Source organism: Streptomyces sp. cmx-4-9, assembly GCF_046548835.1.
GTDB lineage: Bacteria > Actinomycetota > Actinomycetes > Streptomycetales > Streptomycetaceae > Streptomyces.
Window position 1 is genome coordinate 19,848 of the sequence record NZ_JAEBEE010000011.1, and the last position, 23,915, is coordinate 43,762.

Consider the following 23,915-nt stretch of genomic DNA (forward strand, 5'->3'; position numbering starts at 1 on the left):
CACGACCCCGAGTAGGCACGACCGGACGGGCCCGCGCGGCGGGCCCGAAGGGTCTGCTACTCCTGCTTCTTGCGCCGGGTGCCGAAGACGATCTCGTCCCAGCTCGGCACGGCCGCGCGCCGGCCGGGGCGGACCCCGTCGGCCTCGGCCTGCCGGTCGGTGGTGCCGGTCAGCCGGTCGCGGTGGCCGGCCACCGTACGGGGCATCAGGACGTCGGCGTACGCGGAGCCCGCGCCCGCCGAAGCGGCCGGGGCCGGCGGTTCCACCACGTCCGGCTCCTCCGCCGGGGGCTCGCTCCGGTCCGTACGGTCCGTCCGGTCGCCGCGGTCGGTCCGGTCCGGGACGACCATGTCCCCACGGAAGCTCGGTACCGCTTCCAGCAGGCTGGTCAGGGTGTCCCGCTCCTCCTCCGGGTCCGGGACGGGGGCCGTGTGGGCGGCGTTGCGCTCCAGCTGGCGGTCCAGGGCGCGGTCCAGCGGCCGGTCGCGCGGCAGCCGGGCGATCCGGGGGACGAAGGGGAAACTCGGCTCCGGCGTGGCGGGCAGGTCGTCCGACTCGCCGATCAGGGAGCGGGCCTCGTCGTCGACGGCCACGACCAGCCGGCGCGGCGGGTCGTAGGTCCAGCTCGCCGAATGGGGCTCTCCGGCGACCAGGTAGACGAGCAGGACCTCCCAGGTCCCGTCGTCGCGGCGCCACGAGTCCCACTGCACGGAGTCCTTTTCGGCCCCGCGCAGGCCCAGCCGCTCCTGCACGGCCTCGCCGAGCTGGGGTCCGGTGTTCTCGCCCGGCCGGCGCACGGGCGTCTTGCGGGCCCGCTCGGCCATGAAGGCGCGCTCGGCGAGGACGGGGCCCTCGAAGCGGCGCACGCGGTCGACCGGGATGCCGGCGAGCTGGGCGACCTCCTCAGCGGAGGCACCGGCTCGTATGCGGGCCTGGATGTCGCGGGGGCGGAGGTGGCTCTCCACCTCGATCTCGATCTGGTTCAGCCGCGCACGGTCGTTGCGCACGGCGGCACGCAGCCGCTCATCGATCGGAAGCGTGTACTCCGTGCTGTCCCCAGCCTTGAGCACCAGTCGTGTGCCGTCATTTGAGACGGCCACGACACGCAGTTCGGGCATGGGGACCTCCCGGGTGGTGCCTGCCGACGTCACGTGCGTCGCTGCTTCCGCTAGTCGAGTGTGGCCTGCCCGGGTGCAGCCTGCCACAACCTTGCCGAGTTAAACCGGCGTGTCGGGCGTGTGCCCTTGATCGCCGTTATGGCACGGTTACCTGTTGGGCACACACAGTGACCGAGTGGTTACTGTGCGCAGCAGGAGCCCGTGCAATACCGCGGCATCACCGGTCTTGAGTGCCGTTTTTCCATCAGCCGGCCCCCTCTCCCGGGTCCGGACATCCGTAAGGAAGGACGGCCCCAGGGCTCGCCACAGTACTCCATTCGGGCCACCTGGGTGGACCGCCGCGCCGCCGAACTTGTCTCGGACGGCGGGAGTTGGCCTGCCCTCTGTCGGGCCCCACCTGCGGTCGAACACGTTTTCAGGTGTCCTGCTTCACAGAATCCCCAGAAATGGAACTTTCCGTTTCGCTCAGGTGTCAGTAACTGCTGGAGCGTCCGACGCGCGAGAGGCAGGAGACACGCAGGGGATGAGGATGGGTCAGAAGACGACGCAGGATGCCGAACCGGGGAAACCGGAGCCGAGGAAGCTGGACCTGAGCGCGGCTCAGGTGGCGGGCAGCTCCCTGGCCACCGTGGCCGCCGCCCTGCTCGCCTCGCAGCTGGGGGTCTACGGCACCATCCTGGGCGCGGGCGTCGTCAGCGTGGTGGCCACCGCGGGCGGACCCGTCATCGGGCACGTCTTCCGGCGCACCGGCGACCAGTTGCGCGAAAGCACCCGCCCGAGGACCCGCCGGGCCCCCGCCGGGGCGGAGCCCCGGACGTCCGGGGACGAGCCCGGACCGCCGGGGGAGGCGCCCGGACCGCCGGCGGACAGGTTCGGCGACGCCACCGTCCACGGCACCCGCGTCCGCGGCCGGCGGCGCACGGCGGTCGCCGCCGGTGTGGCCTTCGCCCTCTCCATGGGCGTGCTCGGCACCTACGAGGCGGTCGCCGGAACCTCCGTCAGCAGCGGCGGCGGCACCATCTTCTCCGGCGGCACCCGCACCGTGCAGCGCCAGGACCCCGCGCCGGCTCCGGAACGCCCCGGCGCAGACCGGAAGGACGGGAAGGACGGGAAGGACGGGAAGGCGGAGGAGGACGGCAAGGGCTCCGGTTCGGGGACCGCGACCCCGCCCCCCTCCGGCTCGCCCGGCACGGGCGGCGCCCGCAGCCCCGGCCCGAGCACCACCCCGTCGGACGTGCCGTCCACCGGACCGGCCCCCTCCACGTCCGCCCCGGCGTCCCCGCCCGCACCCCCGGCCTCCCCGAGTCCGCACGCCGCGCCGTCCACCGCCGGAACCGGCGGAGGCGCGGGCTCCGGCGGCGGCGCGGGCATGACGCGCGGTACGGACGGCGGCCGGTGACGGCGGGTCCGGCCGCGCCTCACTCGCCCAGGACGCGCCGCAGGTAGTCGTTGCCGAACAGCCGGTCGGGGTCCAGCCGGTCGCGGAGTGCGGTGAACTCGCCGAACCGCGGGTACACACGGGCGAAGTACTCCGCGTCCCGCGTGTGCACCTTGCCCCAGTGCGGGCGTCCCCCGTACTCGGTGAAGATGCGCTCCGCCGCGGTGAAATAGGCCTGGTACGGCGTGCCCCGGTACATGTGCACCGCGATGTAGGCGGTCTCCCGCCCCGATGCCGTGGACAGTGCGATGTCGTCCGCGGGGGCCGTGCGCACCTCCACCGGGAAGCTGATCCGCAGGCCGGAGCGGTCCACCACGGCCTTCAGTTCGCGCAGCGCCTCGACCACCCGCTCGCGCGGGAGGGCGTACTCCATCTCCACGAACCGCACCCGGCGCGGACTGGTGAACACCTTGTACGGGATGTCCGTGTAGGCGCGCGCCGACAGGGCCCGGCTCGCGATGCGGGCGATGGCGGGGACGGCCGCCGGGACCGCGCGGCCCAGGGAGTTGGCCACCTGGAAGACGCCGTTGGACAGCAGCTCGTCCTCGATCCAGGCGCTCACCGGCCCGGGCGGGGCGGCGGGGCCCTGGCTGCGGTTGTTGCGCTTGGTGTTGCAGTTGCCGGTGTGCGGGAACCAGTAGAACTCGAAGTGCTCGTTCTCCGCGACGTGCTGGTCGAACTCCGCGGTCACCCGGTCGAAGCCCATCGGCTCCTCGCGGGCGGTCAGGAAGAACAGCGGTTCCACGGCGAAGGTGAGCGAGGTGACGATGCCGAGGGCGCCGATGCCGATCCGGGCCGCCGCGAAGACGTCGGGGTTCTCCTTCTCGGAGCACGCGAGGAGCCGCCCGTCGGCGGTGACCAGCTCCATGCCGCGGATCTGCGCGGCGATGGAGGCCGAGTCGCGGCCGGTGCCGTGCGTGCCGGTGCTGGTGGCGCCGGACACCGTCTGCTCCATGATGTCGCCCATGTTGGTGAGCGAGAGCCCCTCCGCGGCCAGGGCCCGGTTCAGGTCTCCGAGCACCGTGCCCGCCACCACCGTGACGGTTCCCGCAGCCCGGTCGACCGACCGGATCCCGGCCAGCGCCTGCGGCCGTATGAGCACCCCGTCGGTGGCGGCGGCGGCGGTGAAGGAGTGTCCGGTGCCGACCGCCTTCACCCGGAGGCCCTGTTCGGCGGCCCGGCGGACCGCCTCCTGGAGCTCGCCGACCGAGCGCGGGGCCACCGTACGGGCGGGCGTGGCGGTCACGTTGCCCGCCCAGTTACGCCACGCGGCCGGACCGTTCTTCCCTGCTGTCCCCGCTGTCGTCCTCGTCGGTGTGTCCGCCATCGCTAGAGGGCTCCTCCCCTTGCGCCGGCCTCGTCAGCCGGCGGTATCCCGCGAACGCCACCGCCGCCGCGGCCGCCCCCGCCGCGAGCGAGACGACGTACCCGCTGCGCGCGCCGGCCGCGTCGATGACCAGGCCGGTCACCGCGGAGCCGATCGCGACGCCGACCGCGAGGCCGGTGCTGATCCAGGTCATGCCTTCGGTCAGCTTCGCGCGTGGGACGTGCGCCTCGATCAGGGCCATCGTGGTGATCATCGTGGGAGCGACGGCGAGGCCCGAGACGAAGAGCGCCACGGCCAGGATCGGAAGGTTCCCGGCCAGTAGGAGGGGGATCATACTCACGGCCATCGCACATACGCCCACCACCCAGCGCACTTCGGTCCGGCCCTTGAGATGGAGCAGGCCGAAGACGATGCCCGCCAGGCAGGATCCGCAGGCCCATACGGCCAGCACCAGGCTGGCGTACGACTTCTGGTGCTGCTCGTCGGCGAAGGCCAGGGTGGCCACGTCGATGGAGCCGAAGATGGCGCCGGTCGCCACGAACGTGCCCGCCAGGACCTGCAGTCCGGGGGAGCGCAGCGCGGAGCTGCGGTCGGTGTGCTCGCCGCGCGGGTGCGGCTCGGGCTCGGTGGACCGCTGCGCGGTGAGCAGCCAGACCCCGACCAGCAGGAAGCCGGCGGCGATCAGCGGCCCCGCCTCGGGGAACCAGGTGGTGGACAGTCCGATGGCCAGGATCGGGCCGAAGATGAAGCAGACCTCGTCCAGCACCGACTCGAAGGAGTAGGCGGTGTGCAGGTCGCGGGGCGAGTCGCGGTAGATCACCGTCCAGCGGGCCCGGATCATCGAGCCGACGCTCGGGACGCAGCCCGCGATCGCCGCGCACACGAACAGGGTCCAGTCCGGCAGGCCGTTGGCGGCGGCCAGCAGCAGCCCGCCCACCGCGGCCACGGACGTCAGGGTGGCGGGGCGCAGCACGCGCCGCTGCCCGTACTGGTCCACCAGGCGGGAGATCTGAGGACCGAGGACCGCCGCGGCCAGGGCGAGGGTGCCGGTGAGCGCGCTCGCCAGCGCGTAGCGGCCGGTGATCTCGGAGATCATCGTGAGGATGCCGACGCCCACCATGGATATGGGCATCCGGCCCAGCAGCCCGGCCGCGCTGAAGCCCTTGCTGCCGGGGGCCGCGAAGATGGCGCGGTAGGGACTGGGCAAGGGGTCTCCGTAAGGAACGTCAGTGGCCTGTACAGGTTACGGCCACCGGCCGGGTCGGTGCACGGCGGAGGCGGCGGCGCCCCGGGGCGGGGAGACCGGCGGGCTGCGGCCGGCCGGGCCGGTTCCCGCCCGGCGGCGCCGGGTGGCAGGATTCGATGCATGTCAGACCAGCTCTCCCCGCCGCCCGGCGGGCCCGCCGCCCCGTACGACGCCCTCCTGCTGCTGTCCTTCGGCGGCCCCGAGGGACCCGACGACGTCGTGCCGTTCCTCGAGAACGTCACGCGCGGGCGGGGGATCCCGCGCGAGCGGCTCAAGGAGGTCGGCCGGCACTACTTCGGCTTCGGCGGGGTCAGCCCGATCAACGGCCAGAACCGCCGGCTGCTGGACGCGCTGCGCAAGGACTTCGCGGAGCACGGCCTGGACCTGCCGGTGTACTGGGGCAACCGCAACTGGGCCCCGTACCTGACCGATGTGCTGCGGGAGATGGCGGCCGACGGCCGCCGCCGCATCGCGGTCCTGGCGACCAGTGCGTACGCCTCGTACTCGGGCTGCCGCCAGTACCGGGAGAACCTCGCCGACGCCCTGGCCGCACTGGCGGACGAAGGAGTCGCGGAGCTGCCGGCGGTGGACAAGCTGCGGCACTACTTCAACCACCCCGGCTTCGTGCAGCCGATGACCGACGGTGTGCTGGCCTCCCTCCGGTCGCTGCCCGCGGAGGTCCGCAGCGGCGCCCGCCTGGTCTTCACCACCCACTCCATCCCGGTGGCCGCGGCCGACACCTCCGGACCGGCCGGCGGGCACACCGCCGACGGGGAGGGCGGGGCGTACGTCAGGCAGCACCTGGACACCGCCCGGGTGATCGCGGACGCGGTGCGGGCCGCGACGGGCGACCCACTGCCCTGGGACCTCGTCTACCAGTCGCGCAGCGGGGCCCCGCACATCCCCTGGCTGGAGCCGGACATCTGCGACCACCTGGAGGCGCTGCACGCGGCCGGGACCCCGGCGGTGGTCATGGTGCCCATCGGCTTCGTCTCGGACCACATGGAGGTGCTGTACGACCTCGACACCGAGGCCACCGCCAAGGCGGCCGAACTGGGGCTGCCGATCGCCCGCTCGGCGACCGTCGGCGACGACCCGCGGTTCGCCGCGGCGGTACGGGAACTGGTGCTGGAGCGGGCCGCGGCCGAGCGGGGCGAGCCCGTGGAGCGGTGCGCGCTGGGCCGGCTGGGCGCGAGCCACGACCTGTGCCCCGTGGGCTGCTGCCCGGCCCGGGCGCCCCGCGCGGCGGCCGCGGGCGCGGACAGCCCCTACGCCTGAGCGGACCCGCCCCCCCCCGCAGCGGACCGGACCGGAACCACCCCGAGGAGCAAGAGCCGTGATCCCTGAAGAGCTGAAGGCCGAACTGCTGGACGTGGGCCTGGAGGCGGCCCGCCGGGCCGGGGCCCTGCTGCGCGACGGCCGGCCGGCCGACCTCGCGGTGGCGGCGACCAAGACCAGCCCCATCGACGTGGTCACCGAGATGGACATCGCGGCCGAGAAGCTGATCACCGGCCTGCTCGCCGAGCGGCGGCCCGAGGACGGGCTGCTCGGTGAGGAGGGCTCGGACACCCCGGGCACCAGCGGGGTGCGCTGGGTGATCGACCCGCTGGACGGCACCGTGAACTACCTCTACGGGCTGCCCAGCTGGGGCGTGTCCATCGCGGCCGAGTACCGGGGCGAGACCGTGGTCGGCGTCGTGGTGGCGCCGATGCGCGGGGAGACCTGCCACGCGGTGCTCGGCGGCGGGGCCTGGAGGGACGGCGTCCGCCTCTCCTGCCGGGCGGCCGCCCCGCTCGACCAGGCGCTGGTGGGCACGGGGTTCGCCTACGTCCAGACCCGGCGGGCCCACCAGGCAGACGTGGCGCAGCGGATCATCCCGCTGGTCCGGGACATCCGCCGGGGCGGGTCGGCGGCGCTGGACCTGTGCGACGTGGCGGCCGGGCGGCTGGACGGGTACTGGGAGCGGGGGCTCAACCCCTGGGACCTGGCCGCGGGGGAGCTGATCGCCCGGGAGGCGGGCGCCCTGACCGGCGGCCGCCCCGGCCGGCCGGCCTCGGGGGAGCTCGCGCTGGCGGCGAGCCCGGCGGTCTTCGCCTCCCTGCAGCCGCTGCTGGAGGAGGCCGGGGCCTGGCACGACTGAGTGCGGGCCGGGGCGCCGGCGGAGCCGGACGTACGAGAACCCCGGCCGCCCCGGGGAGGGGCGGCCGGGGTTCTCGGCCGATCTGCAGGTCAGGCGGCCGGGACCGGGGCCGGTACGGAGGCGGAGACCGGAACGCCGTGCTCGGCGGCCAGGCGCTGGAGGTCCTCCAGCTCCGCCTGTTCCACTTCCGCGAGGAAGTCGTCGCCCGACTCGCGGGCCTGCCTGAGGTCCGACTGCGTGGCCCTGATGCGCTGCAGGAGACCCGCGGTGAATGCGTCCATGATGGGGTTCGCCCCCTCTTCGTGGGTCGGCGGCGTGACGTGGCAGTCCGCCGTCAGGGAGTGGATGGGGTGTGCTCTCGTCCTCCCCGGCACCCTGGGCGCAGAAACCTCGCAGGACCGGGGAATCCTCACTTCCGCCCCGCCCGTCCCCCACGGGTGACGCCTTACAGCCGGTTTACGGCTGAAACCGGCAGGATGGGCGGCGCACCAGACGTCTGCCCCGAGGGGCTCGGAGGAAGGAAACGACGTGCGCGTACTCGTCGTCGAGGACGAGCAGCTGCTCGCCGATGCGGTGGCCACCGGCCTGCGCCGGGAGGCCATGGCCGTGGACGTCGTGTACGACGGCGCCGCCGCCCTGGAGCGTGTCGGGGTGAACGACTACGACGTGGTCGTGCTCGACCGGGACCTCCCCCTCGTGCACGGCGACGACGTCTGCCGGAAGATCGTCGAGCTCGGCATGCCCACCCGCGTGCTGATGCTGACGGCGTCCGGGGACGTGAGCGACCGGGTGGAGGGTCTGGAGCTGGGAGCCGACGACTACCTGCCCAAGCCCTTCGCCTTCACCGAGCTGACCGCCCGCGTACGGGCGCTCGGGCGGCGGACCACCGTCGCCCTGCCGCCCGTGCTGGAACGGGCCGGGATCAAGCTCGACCCCAACCGGCGCGAGGTGTTCCGGGAGGGCCGGGAGGTGCAGCTGGCACCCAAGGAGTTCGCGGTGCTGGAGGTGCTGATGCGCAGCGAGGGAACCGTCGTCTCCGCCGAGCAGCTGCTGGAGAAGGCCTGGGACGAGAACACCGACCCGTTCACCAACGTGGTGCGGGTGACCGTCATGACCCTGCGCCGCAAACTGGGCGAGCCGCCGGTCATCGTGACCGTGCCCGGCTCCGGATACCGGATCTGAGAAGCATGGCTGCAATCCCGGCGCCACCCGCGACGCCACCGAAACCGACCTGGGACCCCGGCCAGCCCGAGGGTCCCTTCCCGTGGCTGCGGCCGACCATCCGGATACGCCTGACGCTGCTGTACGGCGGGATGTTCCTGATCGCGGGCATCCTGCTGCTGTCGATCATCTACCTGCTCGCCGCGCAGGCGCTGCGGGAGGGGTACGCGCCGCAGTTCTCCATCGTCGGCGGCGGTCCGATCCAGGTCACCAGCACCACCTGCCCCGCGCTGTCCAACGGCACCGGCAACGGCAACGCGCTGCCCAGCGACACCTTCCAGGCAGCGATCAGCCAGTGCGCCCTGGAGCAGCGCCGGCACGCCCTGGACGACCTGCTGAGCCGTTCGCTGATGGCCCTGCTGGGCCTGAGCATCATCGCCTTCGCCTTCGGCTACGCGATGGCCGGACGGGTCCTGTCGCCGCTCGGCAAGATCACCCGGACCGCGCGCCGGGTGGTCGGCTCCGACCTGACCCGGCGGATCGAGCTGGACGGGCCGGACGACGAGCTCAAGGAGCTCGCCGACACCTTCGACGAGATGCTCGACCGCCTGGAACGGGCCTTCACGGCCCAGCAGAGGTTCGTGGCGAACGCCTCGCACGAGCTGCGGACACCGCTCGCGATCAACCGCACGCTGCTGGAGGTGCACCTGTCGGACCCCGGGGCACCGGTCGAGCTGCAGCAGCTCGGCAAGACCCTCCTCGCCACCAACGAGCGCAGCGAGCAGCTGGTCGAGGGCCTGCTGCTGCTGGCCCGGAGCGAGAACCAGATAGTCGAGCGCAAACCGGTGGACCTCGCGGAGGTCGCCACCCGGGCCATCGAGCAGGCGCGCGTCGAGGCGGAGGCCAAGGGCGTGCAGATCCGCGGCGAGCGGGCGCTCGCCGTGGTCCAGGGCAACGGCGTCCTGCTGGAGCGGATCGCCCTGAACCTGGTGCAGAACGCGGTGCGCTACAACGTCCCGGAGGAGGGCTGGGTCGAGGTCACCACCGAGGTCCAGCACGGCCAGGCGGTGCTCATGGTGTCGAACACGGGTCCCGTGGTTCCCGCGTACGAGGTGGACAACCTCTTCGAGCCCTTCAGGCGGCTGCGTACCGAGCGGACGGGGAGTGACAAGGGGGTCGGGCTCGGCCTCTCCATCGCGCGCTCCGTGGCGCGCGCACACGGCGGCCGGATCCAGGCGACCCCCCGAGAGGACGGTGGCCTCGTGATGCGTGTCACTCTTCCCTTGTGACTCCTCCGCCCCGTGTTCGCTGATGGCTGAACCCGTGGTCCATGAACATGGCCGTCCCTGTGTGATCGATCACAGTGGCGAGTGTCGGTCCATGTGCGTTCTGTGACCCCCAGGCGGCCGGAACGCCCGGGAAGTCCGGGTTTCCGGCCCCCCTGATGGCGGTAAATGCACGGGGTGGCGTTTGTGCAAGACGGCCCCCGGACCGTGTACGGTCCCGGTCGTCATCCCAGCCAATCGCGCCTGATGGTGAGCGGCTGGGTGTCGATTCAGTAACAGACCTTGATGTGAGGCAAAATCTCCGCCTCAGGTCGGGCACAAGTCCGGCCTCTCGCGCGTTACGTGCGCTGAGACACCGCTAACACCCAGAGGGGGAGAGCGAACAATGGCAACGGACTACGACACCCCACGCAAGACAGACGACGACGTCGACAACGACAGCATTGAAGAGCTGAAGGCCCGACGCAACGAGAAGTCGTCCTCGTCCGTGGACATGGACGAATTCGATTCGGCCGAGAGCCTTGAGCTTCCCGGTGCGGACCTCTCCAACGAGGAGCTGGCCGTCCGGGTCCTGCCCAAGCAGGCCGACGAGTTCACCTGCATGAGCTGCTTCCTGGTGCACCACCGCAGCCAGCTGGCACGTGAGAAGAACGGTCAGCCGATCTGCCGCGACTGCGACTGAGAGGCGTCGGCCGTGGCTGGCTCGACACCCTTCCGCAAGCGCCGCTTTCGGAAATCTGGTGATCCGGCGGAGACGCAGGTGGCCACCACGGGCCCGGAAACGGGTCCTGGAGCCCCCGGCGTAGCCGCCGTGCCCTCAGACACCGCCCCGGCGGTGCCGTCGGCCACAGAGGCCGAGGAGGGGTCCCGGCAGAGGTCCGGGGCTCGTCGGCTGCACGCCGTCAGACACGGTGTGCGCAAGGGCGGCGAAGGCGTCAGGGCCGCCGCCCTGTACGTCACCGAAGTCGTCATCGAGAACGCACCGCGCGTTCCGGTTCGGGACCTCGCGACCCTGCGCGCGCAGTTCCCGGGCCTCGGTCCCGATCAGCTTGCCGACAAGCTGATCTCGGGCGCCGCCAACGCCACGTCGACCGTCGGTGCGGGCATCGGCGCAGCGGCCATGCTGCCCGTTCCGCCCGCGATGCCGGCGGAGCTGGCCGCGGAGGTCACCGGCGTCGCCGCGATCGAACTCAAGCTCATCGCCGAACTCCACGAGGTCTACGGCCTGCGCCCGCCCGGAAACCTCAAGGACCGCAGCGTCGCCTACCTGACCGGCTGGACGGAGGAGCGCGGGGTCGACCTGACCAAGCCGACCACGCTGAACGCGGCGCTCGGCGGCCAGATGAAGCGCGAACTGCGCCAGCAGATCACCAAGCGCATGGTCCGCAACCTGCCGAACCTCATGCCCTTCATGGTGGGGGCGGCCGTCGGGGCCGTCATGAACCGCCGCGACACCCGCAAGCTCGCCGAGAAGGTGCGCGCAGACCTGCGCTCCCGCGCCGTGCCCTGGGACGCCCTCGGCACGCTGCCGCCCCTGGAGCAGCCCTCCCGGCCCCTTCCCGAGGACGTCAGGGCCGCCATCGAGGGCCGGCCGCCGGCCCTCTGACGAGCCGGCCCCGCTCCGCCCTCCCGTCAGGCGGCCGGAGCGGCCTGCGCCGCGAGGACGGCCGCCCGCAGTGCCTCCGGCTCCCGGGTGGAGACGTAGACGTACGGCGTCGGATCGGCCGGATCGGTCACCTCGATGCGGACCGCCGTCGGCACGTAGCTGCGCATCAGCATGAACGCGCGGGTGTCGGCCTTGTACGTCCGCCAGGCGCGCGACTCCTGTGCGTCCAGGATCTCGGGCTCGCCCAGCGCCGCCACCGGGATCCGGGCGTCACCCGCGGCGAGCGCACCGCCCACCACGCGCACGCGCGCGGACCCGTACGAACTCACCAGCAGCCCGCCCAGCGCCGTCCCCCCGACCAGGCCGGCCAGCAGCGGCAGCGTGCCCAGCGGCAGCAGCATCAACGCGCACGCGAGGCCGACCAGCGCGGCGATGCCCCACCAGGAGCGGGGGGCGGTCAGACGTTCGTCGTGGTGCGCGGGGGAGAGCTGCATGCGGCCAAGCCTGCCACGAGGCGACCGGCGGGTGGCGGCGCGGGTAAGGTCTGCGGCTGTGAGTGGACGAAACACAGCGTTGACGCCCCCGGCCGATGCCACCGCGCCGGTCCGGCACCCGGATGCCCCGGCACCCGGCGAGCTCCTCGGTGCGCACTACGAGCACTGCTTCGGCTGCGGCGAGGGGCAGCCCCACGGACTCCACCTGGAAGCCCGTGCCGCAGAGGGCGTCCGGGTCACCGCCGAGTTCACCGTGAAGGCCGCCCACCAGGGAGCGCCCGGCCTCGCCCACGGCGGCGTCCTGGCCACCGCGCTCGACGAGACGCTGGGCTCGCTGAACTGGCTGCTGCGCGTCATCGCGGTCACCGGGCGGCTGGAGACCGACTTCGTGCGGCCCGTCCCCGTGGGCACCGTGCTCTCCCTGGAGGCCGAGGTCACCGCGGTGGCCGGCCGGAAGATCTACTGCACGGCCGTGGGCCGGATAGGCGGCCCGCAGGGCCCGGTCGCCGTGCGCGCCGACGCCCTCTTCATCGAGGTGAAGGTCGACCACTTCATCGACAACGGTCGGCCCGAGGAGATCCAGGCGGCGATGGCCGACCCGGACCAGGTCAGGCGCGCACGCGCCTTCGAGGTGAACCCCTGATGTCCCTGAACGACAACGCATCGCGGCACGGCGTGGACGTGCTGATCCGCCGCATCGACCCGGCCGTGCCGATCCCGGCGTACGGCCACCCCGGCGACGCGGGCTGCGACCTGGTGACCACCGAGGCCGCCGAGTTGGCGCCCGGCGAGCGGGCCGTGCTGCCCACCGGGGTGTCCATCGCCCTGCCCGACGGCTACGCGGCCTTCGTGCACCCCCGGTCCGGCCTGGCCGCCCGCTGCGGGCTCGCGCTCGTGAATGCCCCGGGGACGGTGGATGCCGGGTACCGTGGGGAGATCAAGGTGATCGTGGTCAATCTCGACCCTCGCGAGAGCGTCCGGTTCGAGCGTTTCGACCGCATTGCCCAGCTGGTTGTCCAGCGAGTCGAGAGGGTGCGCTTCCACGAGGTGGCGGAACTTCCCGGCTCGGCCCGGGCCGAGGGGGGTTTCGGCTCCACCGGCGGTCATGCGGCCGTGGCCGGATCCGGCGCTGGTCAGCAGGGTGGGAATGGCTACGCTTCGGTCGTAACCGACCGGGAAGGACAGTGACGTGTTCGGACGTCGCAAGAAGAACGACTCCGTCAAGGACGGCGGCGCGGCCGAGCAGGTCGTCGACGGCGTCAGTGCCGACGAGCTCGACGAGGCCGAGGGACAGGACGACGCCGCTGCCAAGCCGCGCCGGGTGAACCTGCCGCCGGCCCCGCGGCCCGACGGCCCCTGGGACGTCTCCGAGGTCCTCGGCAACCCGGAAGACGGCCGGGTCGACCTGGGCGGCATCCTCGTACCCGGTGTCGAGGGCATGGAGCTGCGCGTCGAGGTCGCCGGTGACGCGATCGTGGCCGCCACCGTGGTCCTCGGCGACAGCGCGGTGCAGCTGCAGGCCTTCGCCGCGCCCAAGAAGGAAGGCATCTGGGGCGAGGTCCGCGAGGAGATCGCCTCGGGCATCACCCAGCAGGGCGGCATCATCGACGAGGTCGAGGGTCCGCTGGGCTGGGAGCTGCGCGCTCAGGTGCCCGTCCCGCTCCCGGACGGGCAGACCGGCTACCAGCTGGTCCGCTTCGTCGGCGTCGACGGCCCGCGCTGGTTCCTGCGCGGCGTCATCTCCGGCCAGGGCGCGGTGCGCCCGGAGTCGGCCGGCGTGCTGGAGCAGATCTTCCGGGACACCGTCGTCCTGCGCGGCGACGGCCCGATGGCCCCCCGCGACCCGATCGTCCTGAAGCTGCCCAACGACGCCCAGATGGTGCCGGACGGCGTGCAGACCGACGAGCAGGAGGGCTCCCGCTTCGGCGGGGGCATGGGCCAGCTGGAGCGCGGCCCGGAGATCACCGAGGTCCGCTGACCCCGCACGGCCTCGCCCCGGCGGGGGCGGGACGCAAGACCGTCGGCCGGTGGGCCTCACCCCTTTCGGGGGTGGGGCCCACCGGTCTTTCCCGCCGCGCGCGGGCGCGTCAGGAATCCGTCAGGGATGCGCCCGCCGGCCCCCGCCGGCACGTGGCGGGCCCGGACGTCCCCGAGAATGGGCGCATGGGACGCGGCAGGCTCAGGATCTATCTCGGCGCGGCACCCGGTGTGGGCAAGACGTACGCGATGCTCTCCGAGGCCCACCGCAGGGTGGAGCGGGGCGCGGACTGCGTGGTCGGCTTCGTCGAACACCACGGGCGGCCGCGCACCGAGGTCATGCTGCACGGCCTGGAACAGGTCGAGCGCCGGGAGCTGGCGTACCGCGGTGCGCTCTTCACCGAGATGGACGTGGACGCGGTGCTCGCCCGCAGGCCGGCCGTCGCGCTGGTGGACGAGCTGGCGCACACCAACGTGCCGGGCTCGCGCCACGCCAAGCGCTGGCAGGACGTCGAGGAACTGCTGCGGGCCGGCATCGACGTGGTGTCCACCGTCAACATCCAGCACCTGGAATCGCTCGGCGACGTGGTCGAGTCGATCACCGGGGTGCGCCAGCGGGAGACGGTGCCGGACGAGGTGGTCAGGCGGGCCGACCAGGTCGAGCTCGTCGACATGTCCCCGCAGGCGCTGCGCCGCCGCATGGCGCACGGGAACATATACCAGTCCGACAAGGTCGACGCGGCCCTGTCCAACTACTTCCGGCCCGGCAACCTGACCGCCCTGCGCGAGCTGGCCCTGCTGTGGGTGGCCGACCGGGCGGACGAGTACCTCCAGCAGTACCGCGGCGAGCACGGCATCCGCTCGACCTGGCAGGCGCGGGAGCGGATCGTCGTCGGCCTGACCGGCGGGCCGGAGGGGCGCACCCTCGTCCGGCGGGCCTCCCGGATGGCCGCCAAGGGCTCGGGCAGCGAGATCCTGGCCGTCTACGTGGCCCGCAGCGACGGCCTGACCGCGGCCTCGCCGAAGGAGCTGGCGGTGCAGCGGACCCTGGTCGAAGACCTGGGCGGAACGTTTCACCATGTGATCGGCGACGCGGTCCCCGAGGCCCTGCTCGCCTTCGCCCGCGGGGTCAACGCCACCCAGATCGTGCTCGGCTCCAGCCGCCGCCGCTCCTGGCAGTACGTGTTCGGGCCCGGGGTGGGCGCCAGCGTCGCCCGTGACTCCGGGCCCGACCTCGACGTGCACATCGTCACGCACGAGGAGGTCGCCAGGGGGCGGCGCGGCCTGCCCGTGGTGCGCTCGGCCGCCCGGCTCGGACGGCCCCGCATCATGGCGGGCTGGCTGGTGGGGGCGGTCTTCCCGGTCCTGCTGTGCCTGCTGCTCACGCACATCGACGCGGACCTCGGGCTCGCCAACGACATGCTGCTGTTCCTGGCCCTGACGGTCGCGGCCGCCCTGCTGGGCGGCCTGTGGCCGGCCCTGGCCTCGGCCGCCCTCGGCTCGCTGCTGCTCAACTACTTCTTCGCGCCGCCGCTGCACCGCTTCACCGTCTCCGACCCGAAGAACATCGTGGCCATCGCCGTCTTCTTCGGGGTCGCCGTCTCGGTGGCCTCGGTGGTGGACCTGGCCGCCCGGCGCACGCACCAGGCCGCGCGGCTGCGGGCCGAGTCCGAGATCCTGTCCTTCCTGGCCGGCAGCGTGCTGCGCGGGGAGACCGCCCTGGACGCCCTGCTGGAGCGGGTCCGCGAGACCTTCGCCATGGAGTCCGTGGCCCTGCTGGAGCGCGACGGCGAGGTCGAGCCCTGGCAGCCGGCCGGCAGCGTCGGCCCGAACCCCGTGCTGCGCCCCGAGGACGCCGATGTGGACATGCCCATCGGGGACCACATGGCGCTGGCCCTGTCCGGCCGGGTGCTGCCCGCCGAGGACCGCCGGGTGCTCGGCGCCTTCGCCGCCCAGGCAGCCGTCGTCCTCGACCGGCAGCGGCTGGTGGGCGAGGCCGAGGAGGCCCGGCGGATGGCCGAGGGCAACCGGATCCGGACCGCGCTGCTGGCCGCCGTCAGCCATGACCTCCGTACACCGCTCGCCTCCATCAAGGCCTCGGTCACCTCCCTGCGCTCCGACGACGTGGAGTGGTCCGAGGAGGACCGGGCCGAACTCCTCCGGGGCATCGAGGAGGGCGCCGACCGGCTCGACCACCTGGTGGGCAACCTGCTGGACATGTCCCGGCTGCAGACCGGCACCGTCACCCCGCTGATCCGGGAGATCGACCTCGACGAGGTGATCCCGATGGCGCTGGGCGGCGTACCCGAGGACAGCGTGCTGCTGGACGTGCCCGAGACGCTCCCGATGGTGGCCGTGGACCCGGGGCTGCTGGAACGCACCGTGGCCAACGTGGTGGAGAACGCCGTCAAGTACAGCCCCGCGCAGCAGCCCGTCCTGGTGGCCGCCAGCTTCCTCGGCGACCGGGTCGAGGTACGGGTCGTCGACCGCGGACCCGGCGTGCCCGACCCGGCCAAGGACAAGATCTTCGCCCCGTTCCAGCGGCACGGGGACGCGCCCCGCGGGGCCGGGGTGGGCCTCGGGCTCGCGGTCGCCCGGGGCTTCGCCGAGGCCATGGACGGCACCCTGGCCGCCGAGGACACCCCCGGCGGCGGACTGACCATGGTCCTGACCCTGCGGGCCGCGGCCCGGACGGCCGCCCCGCCCCCGGACAACGGGGACCGCGGGGACGGCGGCGACACACGGGAAGGCGGCCGCGACCGCGGCCGCACCGAGCGACAGAAGGCAGGACCCCAATGACCCGGGTGCTCGTGGTGGAAGACGAGCCGCAGATCGTCCGAGCCCTCGTCATCAACCTGAAGGCCCGCAGGTACGAGGTCGACGCCGCGGCCGACGGGGCGGCCGCCCTGGAACTCGCGGCCGCCCGCCACCCCGACGTGGTCCTCCTGGACCTCGGCCTGCCCGACATGGACGGCATCGAGGTGATCAGGGGGCTGCGCGGCTGGACCCGGGTGCCGATCCTGGTCCTCTCCGCCCGCCAGACCTCCGACGAGAAGGTGGAGGCCCTGGACGCCGGCGCCGACGACTACGTCACCAAGCCCTTCGGGATGGACGAGCTGCTGGCCCGCCTCCGGGCCGCCGTGCGCCGGGCCGAGCCGCCCGCGGGCGCCGGCGGGGAGGAGGTGGTCGTGGAGACCGACGGCTTCACGGTGGACCTGGCCGCGAAGAAGGCCGTCCGCGAGGGCCGCGACATCCGCCTCACGCCCACCGAGTGGCACCTGCTGGAGGTCCTGGTCCGGCACGGCGGCAAGCTGGTCAGCCAGAAGCAGCTCCTGCAGGAGGTCTGGGGGCCCTCGTACGGCACGGAGACCAACTACCTGCGGGTCTACATGGCGCAGCTGCGCCGCAAGCTGGAGGCGGACCCCTCGCACCCGCGGCACTTCATCACCGAACCGGGCATGGGATACCGCTTCGAGAGGTAGCGCGGGCGCCGGTACGCTTCCTGTATGAGTGCTGAACCGCGTCCCGTGAAGTCCGCCAAGCCGGTCAGGCCGGCGGGCCGGTTCCGCCGGATGATCGAGCGGCTGTCCACCTCGCAGGAGGAGCTGCATTCCGCGGAGCTGCAGTCGGACGCAGAAGCCGCGGGGTGCACGCGGATCTGTGACTGCGACGACCGCCAGATAGTCAAGGTGACGGGAACCCTGCGTACCGTCACCCTGCGGCCCCGCGCAGGAGTGCCCGCCCTGGAGGCCGAGCTGTTCGACGGGTCGGCCGCGCTGGACGTGGTCTGGCTCGGACGTCGCTCGATCGTGGGAATCGAGCCCGGGCGCCGCATGATCGCCTCCGGGCGCATCTCCATGAGCCACGGCCGTCGGGTGCTCTTCAACCCGAAGTACGAACTCCGACCGCTCGGACAGGAGCAGTAACCGGTGACGTCATTCGACAAACCGACCACCCCGGACCCGGCCGCCGCGCCGGCCGAGGACCAGAACGCGGTGACCCAGGCGGCGCTCTTCGACGCCTTCGGCGGCATCCGCGGCACCGTGGAGACGATGCTCCCCGGACTGCTCTTCGTGATGATCTACACGATCAACAAGGACGTGAAGCTCTCCGCCATCGCGGCGGGCGCGGTCGCGGTCCTGCTGGTGGTCGTCCGCCTCGCCCGCAAGGACACGGTCAAGCACGCCTTCAGCGGAGTCTTCGGCGTGGGCGTGGGCGTGGCCTTCGCCCTCTTCACGGGCAGCGCGAAGGGCTTCTACCTGCCCGGCATGATCTACGGCGCCGGCCTGGGCGTGGCCTTCACGCTCTCCGCCCTGGTGGGCTTCCCGCTGCTGGGGGTGATCCTCGGGCCGGTGTTCAAGGAGAACCTGTCCTGGCGCACCCGCAACCCGGGGCGCAAGAAGGCCTACGTCAAGGCCAGCCTGGCCTGGGGGCTCATCTTCCTCGCCAAGTACGCGATCCTCTTCCCGCTGTACTGGTGGGGTGACGCGACGCAGCTGGGCTGGGTCCTGATCGCCCTGAAGCTGCCGCCGATGGTGCTTGCGGTGTACTTCACCTGGCTGTTCCTCGCCAAGGCCCCGCCGCCCATCGACGTGATGGCCGAGTACGAGGCCCAGGAGCAGGCCGAGAAGGCGGCCAAGGCGGCCAAGGCGGCCACGAAGGAGCCCGGCCTCTGACGCACCGGCCCGCGACACCAGCGGACGCACGCAGCGCCACCGCCGCGCAGCAGGGCTGCGCCGACGACGGAAGGGCCCGACGACACCGGTCGTCGGGCCCCTCCGTCGTACGTACGGCCGCTGCGCGGGGTCAGCGCCGCGCCTGGAGGAGGACCTCCAGCTGCTCCTCACGGGCCTGGGCGGCGACGAAGAGGAGTTCGTCACCCGGCTCCAGGGTCTCCTCCGCGTGCGGGGTGAGGACCCGGTTGCCGCGGATGATGGTGACCAGCGAGGTGTCCTCCGGCCAGCTGATGTCGCCGATCTGCGTGCCGGCCACCGAGGAGTCGGGCGGCAGCGTCAGCTCGACGAGGTTGGCGTCGCCGTGGCTGAAGCGCAGCAGCCGGACCAGGTCGCCGACGCTCACGGCCTCCTCGACCAGGGCCGACATCAGGCGCGGGGTGGAGACGGCGACGTCCACGCCCCAGGACTCGTTGAAGAGCCACTCGTTCTTCGGGTTGTTGACCCGCGCCACCACGCGCGGGACCCCGTACTCGGTCTTGGCGAGGAGCGAGACGACCAGATTGACCTTGTCGTCGCCCGTGGCCGCGATGACCACGTTGCAGCGCTGCAGTGCGGCCTCGTCCAGCGAGGTGATCTCGCAGGCGTCGGCCAGCAGCCACTCGGCCTGCGGGACCCGCTCGACCGAGATGGCGGTCGGCGCCTTGTCGACGAGGAGGACCTCGTGGCCGTTCTCCAGCAGTTCACCCGCGATGGAGCGGCCCACCGCGCCTGCTCCGGCGATAGCGACCCTCATGCGTGTGCCTCCTCGGGGCCTTCGGCGAAGGCCGCCTCGACCTTGTCGATCTCGTCCGTGCGCATCATCACGTGGACGAGGTCGCCCTCCTGGAGGACGGTCGCCGACGTCGGGAGGACGGCCTCGCCCAGGCGGGTGAGGAAGGCGACCCGTACGCCGGTCTCCTCCTGCAGCTTGCTGATCTTGTGTCCGACCCAGGCCGTGGAGGTGTGCACCTCGGCGAGCTGCACCGCCCCGCTGGGGTCGCGCCACAGGGGCTCGGCGCCGGACGGCAGCAGCCGGCGCAGCATCTGGTCGGCCGTCCACCGCACGGTGGCGACGGTGGGGATGCCCAGGCGCTGGTAGACCTCGGCGCGCTTGGGGTCGTAGATGCGGGCGGCGACGTTCTCGACGCCGAACATCTCCCGGGCCACCCGCGCGGCGATGATGTTGGAATTGTCACCGCTGCTGACCGCGGCGAAGGCTCCCGCGTCCTCGATCCCGGCCTCGCGCAGGGTGTCCTGGTCGAAGCCGACCCCGGTGACGCGGCGCCCGCCGAAACCGGCACCCAGCCGGCGGAATGCGGTGGGGTCCTGGTCCACGACGGCGACCGTGTGCCCCTGCTGTTCCAGGGTCTGCGCGAGGGCGGAACCCACTCTTCCGCAGCCCATAATGACGATGTGCACGGCCGTCCTTCCGGCTGTCAGCGACTCGCTGGTTTCCAGCCTCATTGCATGCTCTGGCATAACAGGGTCTCAGACCATGGCCCAAGCTACACACGGGCGGTCACGCGTGTGACCTCATGCGGCCCAGTCGGGGGGCCCGCGGGGACGAATTGCGCGGAGAACGTGCCGGTACGGGGTGCGGGGTTCGTCAGTCCGATTTCGAACGCTTACGATCCTCTCCGTGTCCAAACTGACCGACGTGCCCAAACGGATCCTGATCGGCCGGGCCCTGCGCAGCGACCGCCTGGGAGAGACCCTCCTCCCCAAGCGGATCGCCCTGCCCGTCTTCGCCTCCGACCCGCTCTCCTCCGTGGCGTACGCCCCCGGCGAGGTCCTGCTGGTCCTGTCGATCGCAGGCGTGTCGGCCTACCACTTCAGCCCCTGGATCGCCCTGGCGGTCGTCGTGCTGATGTTCACCGTGGTCGCCTCCTACCGGCAGAACGTCCACGCCTACCCGAGCGGCGGCGGCGACTACGAGGTCGCCAACACCAACCTCGGACCCAAGGCCGGCCTCACGGTGGCCAGCGCCCTGCTCGTCGACTACGTCCTGACGGTCGCCGTCTCGATCTCCTCCGGAGTCGAGAACCTCGGCTCCGCCGTGGACTTCGTGATCGAGCACAAGGTGCTCTCGGCCATGGTCATGATCCTTCTGCTGACGCTGATGAACCTGCGCGGCGTGAAGGAATCCGGGAACCTCTTCGCCATCCCGACGTACGTCTTCGTCGGCGCCGTCTTCGTCATGATCGCCTGGGGCGCCTACAAGGGACTCGTCCTCGGCGACACCATGCAGGCCCCCACCGCCCATCTGGAGATCAAAGCCGAGCACCAGGGGCTGGCCGGCTTCGCGCTGGTCTTCCTGCTGCTGCGGGCCTTCTCCTCCGGCTGCGCCGCCCTGACCGGCGTCGAGGCCATCAGCAACGGCGTGCCCGCCTTCCGCAAGCCCAAGAGCAAGAACGCGGCCACCACGCTCGCCCTGATGGGCGGCCTGGCCGTCACCATGTTCTGCGGCATCATCGCCCTGGCCATGGCCACCGACGTGAAGATGGCCGAGCAGCCCGCGGCCGACCTGCTGGACAACGGCGTGCCCGTCGGCCCCGAGTACGTCCAGCACCCGGTGATCTCCCAGGTGGGCGAGGCCGTCTTCGGCAACGGCAGCTTCCTGTTCATCCTGCTCGCCGCCGCCACCGCACTGGTCCTGTTCCTGGCCGCCAACACCGCGTACAACGGGTTCCCGCTGCTCGGCTCGATCCTCGCCCAGGACCGCTACCTGCCGCGCCAGCTGCACACCCGCGGCGACCGCCTCGCGTTCTCCAACGGCATCGTGCTGCTCGCCGGGGCCGCCATGCTGCTGGTGTGGATCTACGACGCCGACTCGACCAAGCTGATCCAGCTCTACATCGTCGGCGTCTTCGTCTCCTTCACGCTGAGCCAGATCGGCATGGTCCGGCACTGGAACCGCCACCTGCGCAGCGAGCGGGACCCCGCCGCACGCCGCCGGATGCACCGCTCGCGGGCCATCAACACCTTCGGCGCCTTCTTCACCGGCATGGTGCTGGTCGTCGTCCTCGCCACCAAGTTCACCCACGGGGCCTGGGTGGCCCTGCTCGGCATGGTGATCTTCTACGGCACGATGTCCGCGATCCGCAAGCACTACGACCGCGTATCCGCCGAGATCGCCGCCGCGGAAGGCCCCAGCGACGACAGCGTGCGGCCCTCCCGCGTCCACTCCATCGTCCTGGTCTCCAAGGTCCACAAGCCCACCCTGCGCGCCCTGGCCTTCGCCAAGCTGACCCGCTCCGACACCCTGGAGGCGCTCAGCATCAGCGTCGACCCGGCGGAGACCAAGGCCCTGCGGGAGGAGTGGGAGCGGCGCGGGATCAACGTCCCGCTCAAGATCCTCGACTCCCCGTACCGCGAGATCACCCGCCCCGTCGTGGAGTACGTGAAGGGCCTGCGCAGCGAGAACCCGCGCGACGCCGTCAGCGTGTACATCCCGGAGTACGTCGTCGGCCGCTGGTACGAGCACCTGCTGCACAACCAGAGCGCACTGCGGCTCAAGGGCCGGCTGCTCTTCACCCCCGGTGTGATGGTCACCTCGGTGCCCTACCAGCTGGAGTCCTCGGAACTCGCCAAGCGGCGGGCGAAGAAGCGGCAGGACTGGAACGCGCCGGGCGCGGTGCGCCGCGGCCCCGTCGACACCCCCCGCCCGCCGAAGAACACGGCGGCGAAGTAGCCCGGGACGCACGCGGGTCCGGGCGGGGAAGCGGCCCGGGGCGCGGAGGCGGCGCTGGCGGCCTCTGAACCGGTTGGTGAACGGCGGCGGCGGGGAGGCCGGCCCCGGCGGCCGCTGGACCGGTTGGTGAACGGCCGGACGAGATCCACGTAAACTGGTGGGTCGGTCGTCCGGCCGTTCCCTTTTCTCTTTTGGAGTCTCCCCACCATGACCGAGCAGAACGAGAAGCAGTCACTGGTCGGGGAGGAGTACGAGGTCGAGGTCGGCCCCGTCGCACACGGCGGACACTGCATCGCCCGTACCGAGGACGGCCGGGTCCTGTTCGTCCGCCACACCCTGCCCGGCGAGAAGGTCGTCGCAAAGGTCACCGAGGGCGACGCCGACTCCCGCTACCTGCGCGCCGACGCCATCACCGTGCTCGACGCCTCCAAGGACCGCGTCCCCGCCCCCTGCCCGTACGCCGGCCCCGGCAAGTGCGGCGGCTGCGACTGGCAGCACGCCAAGCCCGGCGCCCAGCGCCGGCTCAAGGGCGAGGTCGTCGCCGAGCAGCTGCAGCGGCTCGCGGGCCTCACTCCGGAGGAGGCGGGCTGGGACGGCACCGTCATCCCGGCCGAGGGCGACAAGCTGCCCGCCGGCGAGGTACCGCAGTGGCGCACGCGCGTCCAGTTCGCCATCGACGAGGACGGCAACGCGGGCCTGCGCAAGCACCGCTCGCACGAGATCGAGCTGATCGACCACTGCATGATCGCGGCGCAGGGCGTCTCGGAACTCGGCATCGAGAAGCAGGACTGGCCCCAGATGGCCTCGGTGGAGGCCATCGCGGCCTCCGGCTCCGGCGACCGCCAGGTGGTCCTCACCCCGCGCCCCGGCGGCCGCCTGCCGCTGGTGGAGCTGGACAAGCCCGTCTCCGTGCTCCGCGTCGAGGAGAAGGACGGCGGGGTCCACCGCGTCCACGGCCGCCCCTTCGTACGGGAGCGCGCCGACGGCCGCACCTACCGCGTCGGCATGGGCGGCTTCTGGCAGGTCCACCCGCAGGCCGCGGACACCCTGATCAAGGCCGTCATGCAGGGCCTGATGCCGCGCAAGGGCGAGATGGCCCTCGACCTCTACTGCGGCGTCGGCATCTTCGCGGGCGCGCTCGCGGAACGGCTCGGCGAGACCGGCGCGGTGCTCGGCATCGAGTCGACGAAGCGCGCGGTGGAGGACGCCCGGCACAACCTGGCCGACTTCCCCCGGGTGCGGGTGGAGCAGGGCAAGGTCGAGCAGATCCTGCCGAAGACCGGCATCACCGAGTGCGACCTGGTCGTCCTGGACCCGCCCCGCGCGGGCGCCGGCAAGCAGACGGTCCGCCAGGTGGCCGCCCTCACCCCGCGCCGCATCGCCTACGTGGCCTGCGACCCGGCAGCCCTGGCCCGCGACCTGGGCTACTTCAAGGAGAACGGCTACAAGGCCCGCACACTCCGCGTCTTCGACCTGTTCCCGATGACCCACCACATAGAGTGCGTGGCGATCCTTGAACCGGCCGCAAAGGGCCTCTGACCTGCAGGTTAGGGCAGGGTGCATTATGTGCGCTGTGGGCGTCAAGGGCAGGGGCCGGACTGCTGGACGCATGGGTGTGTCCCGAGGGCGAGGTCCTCGCCGCGGACGACCACGACGCCCTCCTCGACCCGGTGAGGGGGCCGGTCGACGGACCGTCGCTCGCCGATGTCCTGTGCC

At 72.3% G+C, this 23,915-nt stretch carries 23 protein-coding genes; 16 read left to right on the forward strand and 7 right to left on the reverse strand.

Annotated features, from left to right (window positions below; translation table 11 throughout):
• Nucleotides 1–56: 56 nt before the first annotated feature.
• The gene (sepH, locus tag ACLJTM_RS30360; protein ID WP_411106979.1) at nucleotides 57–1,151 is read right to left on the reverse strand and encodes a septation protein SepH; all 1,095 of its coding nucleotides are present in this window, start codon (nucleotides 1,149–1,151) and stop codon (nucleotides 57–59) included.
• A gap of 496 nt (nucleotides 1,152–1,647) precedes the next feature.
• On the opposite strand from sepH, the gene ACLJTM_RS30365 reads away from it, so the two are divergent.
• On the forward strand, nucleotides 1,648–2,517 hold the full coding sequence (locus ACLJTM_RS30365) for a hypothetical protein (protein WP_411106981.1): 870 nt from the start codon (nucleotides 1,648–1,650) through the stop codon (nucleotides 2,515–2,517).
• 19 nt (nucleotides 2,518–2,536) lie between these two features.
• Here the strand turns inward: ACLJTM_RS30365 and ACLJTM_RS30370 are convergent, their stop codons facing one another.
• On the reverse strand, nucleotides 2,537–3,883 hold the full coding sequence (locus ACLJTM_RS30370; RefSeq protein ID WP_411106982.1) for a D-arabinono-1,4-lactone oxidase: 1,347 nt from the start codon (nucleotides 3,881–3,883) through the stop codon (nucleotides 2,537–2,539).
• Nucleotides 3,816–5,090, reverse strand: coding sequence for an MFS transporter (locus tag ACLJTM_RS30375; protein ID WP_411106983.1), 1,275 nt, complete (start codon nucleotides 5,088–5,090; stop codon nucleotides 3,816–3,818). Before ACLJTM_RS30375 ends, ACLJTM_RS30370 begins: the two co-directional genes overlap by 68 nt.
• Before the next feature lie 159 nt (nucleotides 5,091–5,249).
• On the opposite strand from ACLJTM_RS30375, the gene ACLJTM_RS30380 reads away from it, so the two are divergent.
• Both ACLJTM_RS30380 and ACLJTM_RS30385 read left to right on the forward strand, forming a co-directional pair.
• The gene (locus tag ACLJTM_RS30380; protein ID WP_411106984.1) at nucleotides 5,250–6,407 is read left to right on the forward strand and encodes a ferrochelatase; all 1,158 of its coding nucleotides are present in this window, start codon (nucleotides 5,250–5,252) and stop codon (nucleotides 6,405–6,407) included.
• 58 nt (nucleotides 6,408–6,465) lie between these two features.
• Nucleotides 6,466–7,269 (forward strand): inositol monophosphatase family protein, encoded by an 804-nt coding sequence (locus ACLJTM_RS30385; RefSeq protein ID WP_411106985.1) that lies wholly within the window; start codon nucleotides 6,466–6,468, stop codon nucleotides 7,267–7,269.
• A gap of 89 nt (nucleotides 7,270–7,358) precedes the next feature.
• On the opposite strand, the gene ACLJTM_RS30390 is transcribed toward ACLJTM_RS30385, so the two are convergent.
• Nucleotides 7,359–7,550, reverse strand: coding sequence for a hypothetical protein (locus ACLJTM_RS30390; RefSeq protein ID WP_411106986.1), 192 nt, complete (start codon nucleotides 7,548–7,550; stop codon nucleotides 7,359–7,361).
• A 247-nt stretch (nucleotides 7,551–7,797) separates the two neighbouring features.
• Here ACLJTM_RS30390 and ACLJTM_RS30395 point away from each other — a divergent pair, with 247 nt between their 5' ends.
• From ACLJTM_RS30395 to ACLJTM_RS30410, 4 genes are all read left to right on the forward strand, one after another.
• The gene (locus tag ACLJTM_RS30395) at nucleotides 7,798–8,451 is read left to right on the forward strand and encodes a response regulator transcription factor (RefSeq protein ID WP_030036265.1); all 654 of its coding nucleotides are present in this window, start codon (nucleotides 7,798–7,800) and stop codon (nucleotides 8,449–8,451) included.
• A gap of 5 nt (nucleotides 8,452–8,456) precedes the next feature.
• Nucleotides 8,457–9,719, forward strand: a complete 1,263-nt coding sequence (locus ACLJTM_RS30400; RefSeq protein ID WP_411106987.1) for a sensor histidine kinase — start codon at nucleotides 8,457–8,459, stop codon at nucleotides 9,717–9,719.
• A gap of 382 nt (nucleotides 9,720–10,101) precedes the next feature.
• Complete coding sequence (locus ACLJTM_RS30405) at nucleotides 10,102–10,398, forward strand: DUF4193 domain-containing protein (RefSeq protein ID WP_030036261.1); 297 nt, start codon at nucleotides 10,102–10,104, stop codon at nucleotides 10,396–10,398.
• A gap of 12 nt (nucleotides 10,399–10,410) precedes the next feature.
• Nucleotides 10,411–11,322, forward strand: coding sequence for a hypothetical protein (locus tag ACLJTM_RS30410; protein WP_411106989.1), 912 nt, complete (start codon nucleotides 10,411–10,413; stop codon nucleotides 11,320–11,322).
• A gap of 26 nt (nucleotides 11,323–11,348) precedes the next feature.
• Here ACLJTM_RS30410 and ACLJTM_RS30415 read toward each other — a convergent pair whose 3' ends face one another.
• The gene (locus ACLJTM_RS30415; RefSeq protein ID WP_411106991.1) at nucleotides 11,349–11,816 is read right to left on the reverse strand and encodes a DUF3093 domain-containing protein; all 468 of its coding nucleotides are present in this window, start codon (nucleotides 11,814–11,816) and stop codon (nucleotides 11,349–11,351) included.
• Nucleotides 11,817–11,874: 58 nt separating this feature from the next.
• Between ACLJTM_RS30415 and ACLJTM_RS30420 the strand changes: the two genes are divergently transcribed.
• The 7 genes from ACLJTM_RS30420 to ACLJTM_RS30450 all read left to right on the forward strand — a co-directional run bounded on the left by ACLJTM_RS30420 (nucleotide 11,875) and on the right by ACLJTM_RS30450 (nucleotide 18,469).
• Nucleotides 11,875–12,459: a PaaI family thioesterase gene (locus tag ACLJTM_RS30420; protein ID WP_411106992.1), complete on the forward strand. Its 585-nt coding sequence runs from the start codon at nucleotides 11,875–11,877 to the stop codon at nucleotides 12,457–12,459.
• Nucleotides 12,459–13,004 carry a dUTP diphosphatase gene (dut, locus tag ACLJTM_RS30425; RefSeq protein ID WP_411106993.1) on the forward strand — a complete coding sequence of 182 codons (546 nt, stop codon included), beginning with the start codon at nucleotides 12,459–12,461 and terminating at the stop codon, nucleotides 13,002–13,004. The genes ACLJTM_RS30420 and dut overlap by 1 nt, the downstream gene beginning before the upstream one ends.
• Nucleotide 13,005: 1 nt before the next feature.
• Complete coding sequence (locus ACLJTM_RS30430) at nucleotides 13,006–13,794, forward strand: DUF3710 domain-containing protein (protein ID WP_411106994.1); 789 nt, start codon at nucleotides 13,006–13,008, stop codon at nucleotides 13,792–13,794.
• A 185-nt stretch (nucleotides 13,795–13,979) separates the two neighbouring features.
• Nucleotides 13,980–16,592: a DUF4118 domain-containing protein gene (locus ACLJTM_RS30435; RefSeq protein WP_411106995.1), complete on the forward strand. Its 2,613-nt coding sequence runs from the start codon at nucleotides 13,980–13,982 to the stop codon at nucleotides 16,590–16,592.
• A complete protein-coding gene (locus ACLJTM_RS30440) occupies nucleotides 16,589–17,275 on the forward strand; it encodes a response regulator (RefSeq protein WP_411106996.1) in 687 nt (228 codons plus the stop codon). Before ACLJTM_RS30435 ends, ACLJTM_RS30440 begins: the two co-directional genes overlap by 4 nt.
• A 24-nt stretch (nucleotides 17,276–17,299) precedes the next feature.
• Complete coding sequence (locus ACLJTM_RS30445) at nucleotides 17,300–17,719, forward strand: OB-fold nucleic acid binding domain-containing protein (protein WP_411106997.1); 420 nt, start codon at nucleotides 17,300–17,302, stop codon at nucleotides 17,717–17,719.
• Nucleotides 17,720–17,722: 3 nt separating this feature from the next.
• Complete coding sequence (locus tag ACLJTM_RS30450; RefSeq protein WP_411106998.1) at nucleotides 17,723–18,469, forward strand: DUF3159 domain-containing protein; 747 nt, start codon at nucleotides 17,723–17,725, stop codon at nucleotides 18,467–18,469.
• A gap of 130 nt (nucleotides 18,470–18,599) precedes the next feature.
• On the opposite strand, the gene ACLJTM_RS30455 is transcribed toward ACLJTM_RS30450, so the two are convergent.
• Both ACLJTM_RS30455 and ACLJTM_RS30460 read right to left on the reverse strand, forming a co-directional pair.
• The gene (locus ACLJTM_RS30455; RefSeq protein WP_411106999.1) at nucleotides 18,600–19,262 is read right to left on the reverse strand and encodes a potassium channel family protein; all 663 of its coding nucleotides are present in this window, start codon (nucleotides 19,260–19,262) and stop codon (nucleotides 18,600–18,602) included.
• Nucleotides 19,259–19,927: a potassium channel family protein gene (locus ACLJTM_RS30460; RefSeq protein WP_411107000.1), complete on the reverse strand. Its 669-nt coding sequence runs from the start codon at nucleotides 19,925–19,927 to the stop codon at nucleotides 19,259–19,261. Before ACLJTM_RS30460 ends, ACLJTM_RS30455 begins: the two co-directional genes overlap by 4 nt.
• A 220-nt stretch (nucleotides 19,928–20,147) precedes the next feature.
• On the opposite strand from ACLJTM_RS30460, the gene ACLJTM_RS30465 reads away from it, so the two are divergent.
• Both ACLJTM_RS30465 and ACLJTM_RS30470 read left to right on the forward strand, forming a co-directional pair.
• Nucleotides 20,148–22,199, forward strand: a complete 2,052-nt coding sequence (locus ACLJTM_RS30465) for an APC family permease (protein ID WP_411107001.1) — start codon at nucleotides 20,148–20,150, stop codon at nucleotides 22,197–22,199.
• Nucleotides 22,200–22,406: 207 nt separating this feature from the next.
• Complete coding sequence (locus tag ACLJTM_RS30470) at nucleotides 22,407–23,738, forward strand: class I SAM-dependent RNA methyltransferase (RefSeq protein WP_411107002.1); 1,332 nt, start codon at nucleotides 22,407–22,409, stop codon at nucleotides 23,736–23,738.
• Nucleotides 23,739–23,915: the final 177 nt, after the last annotated feature.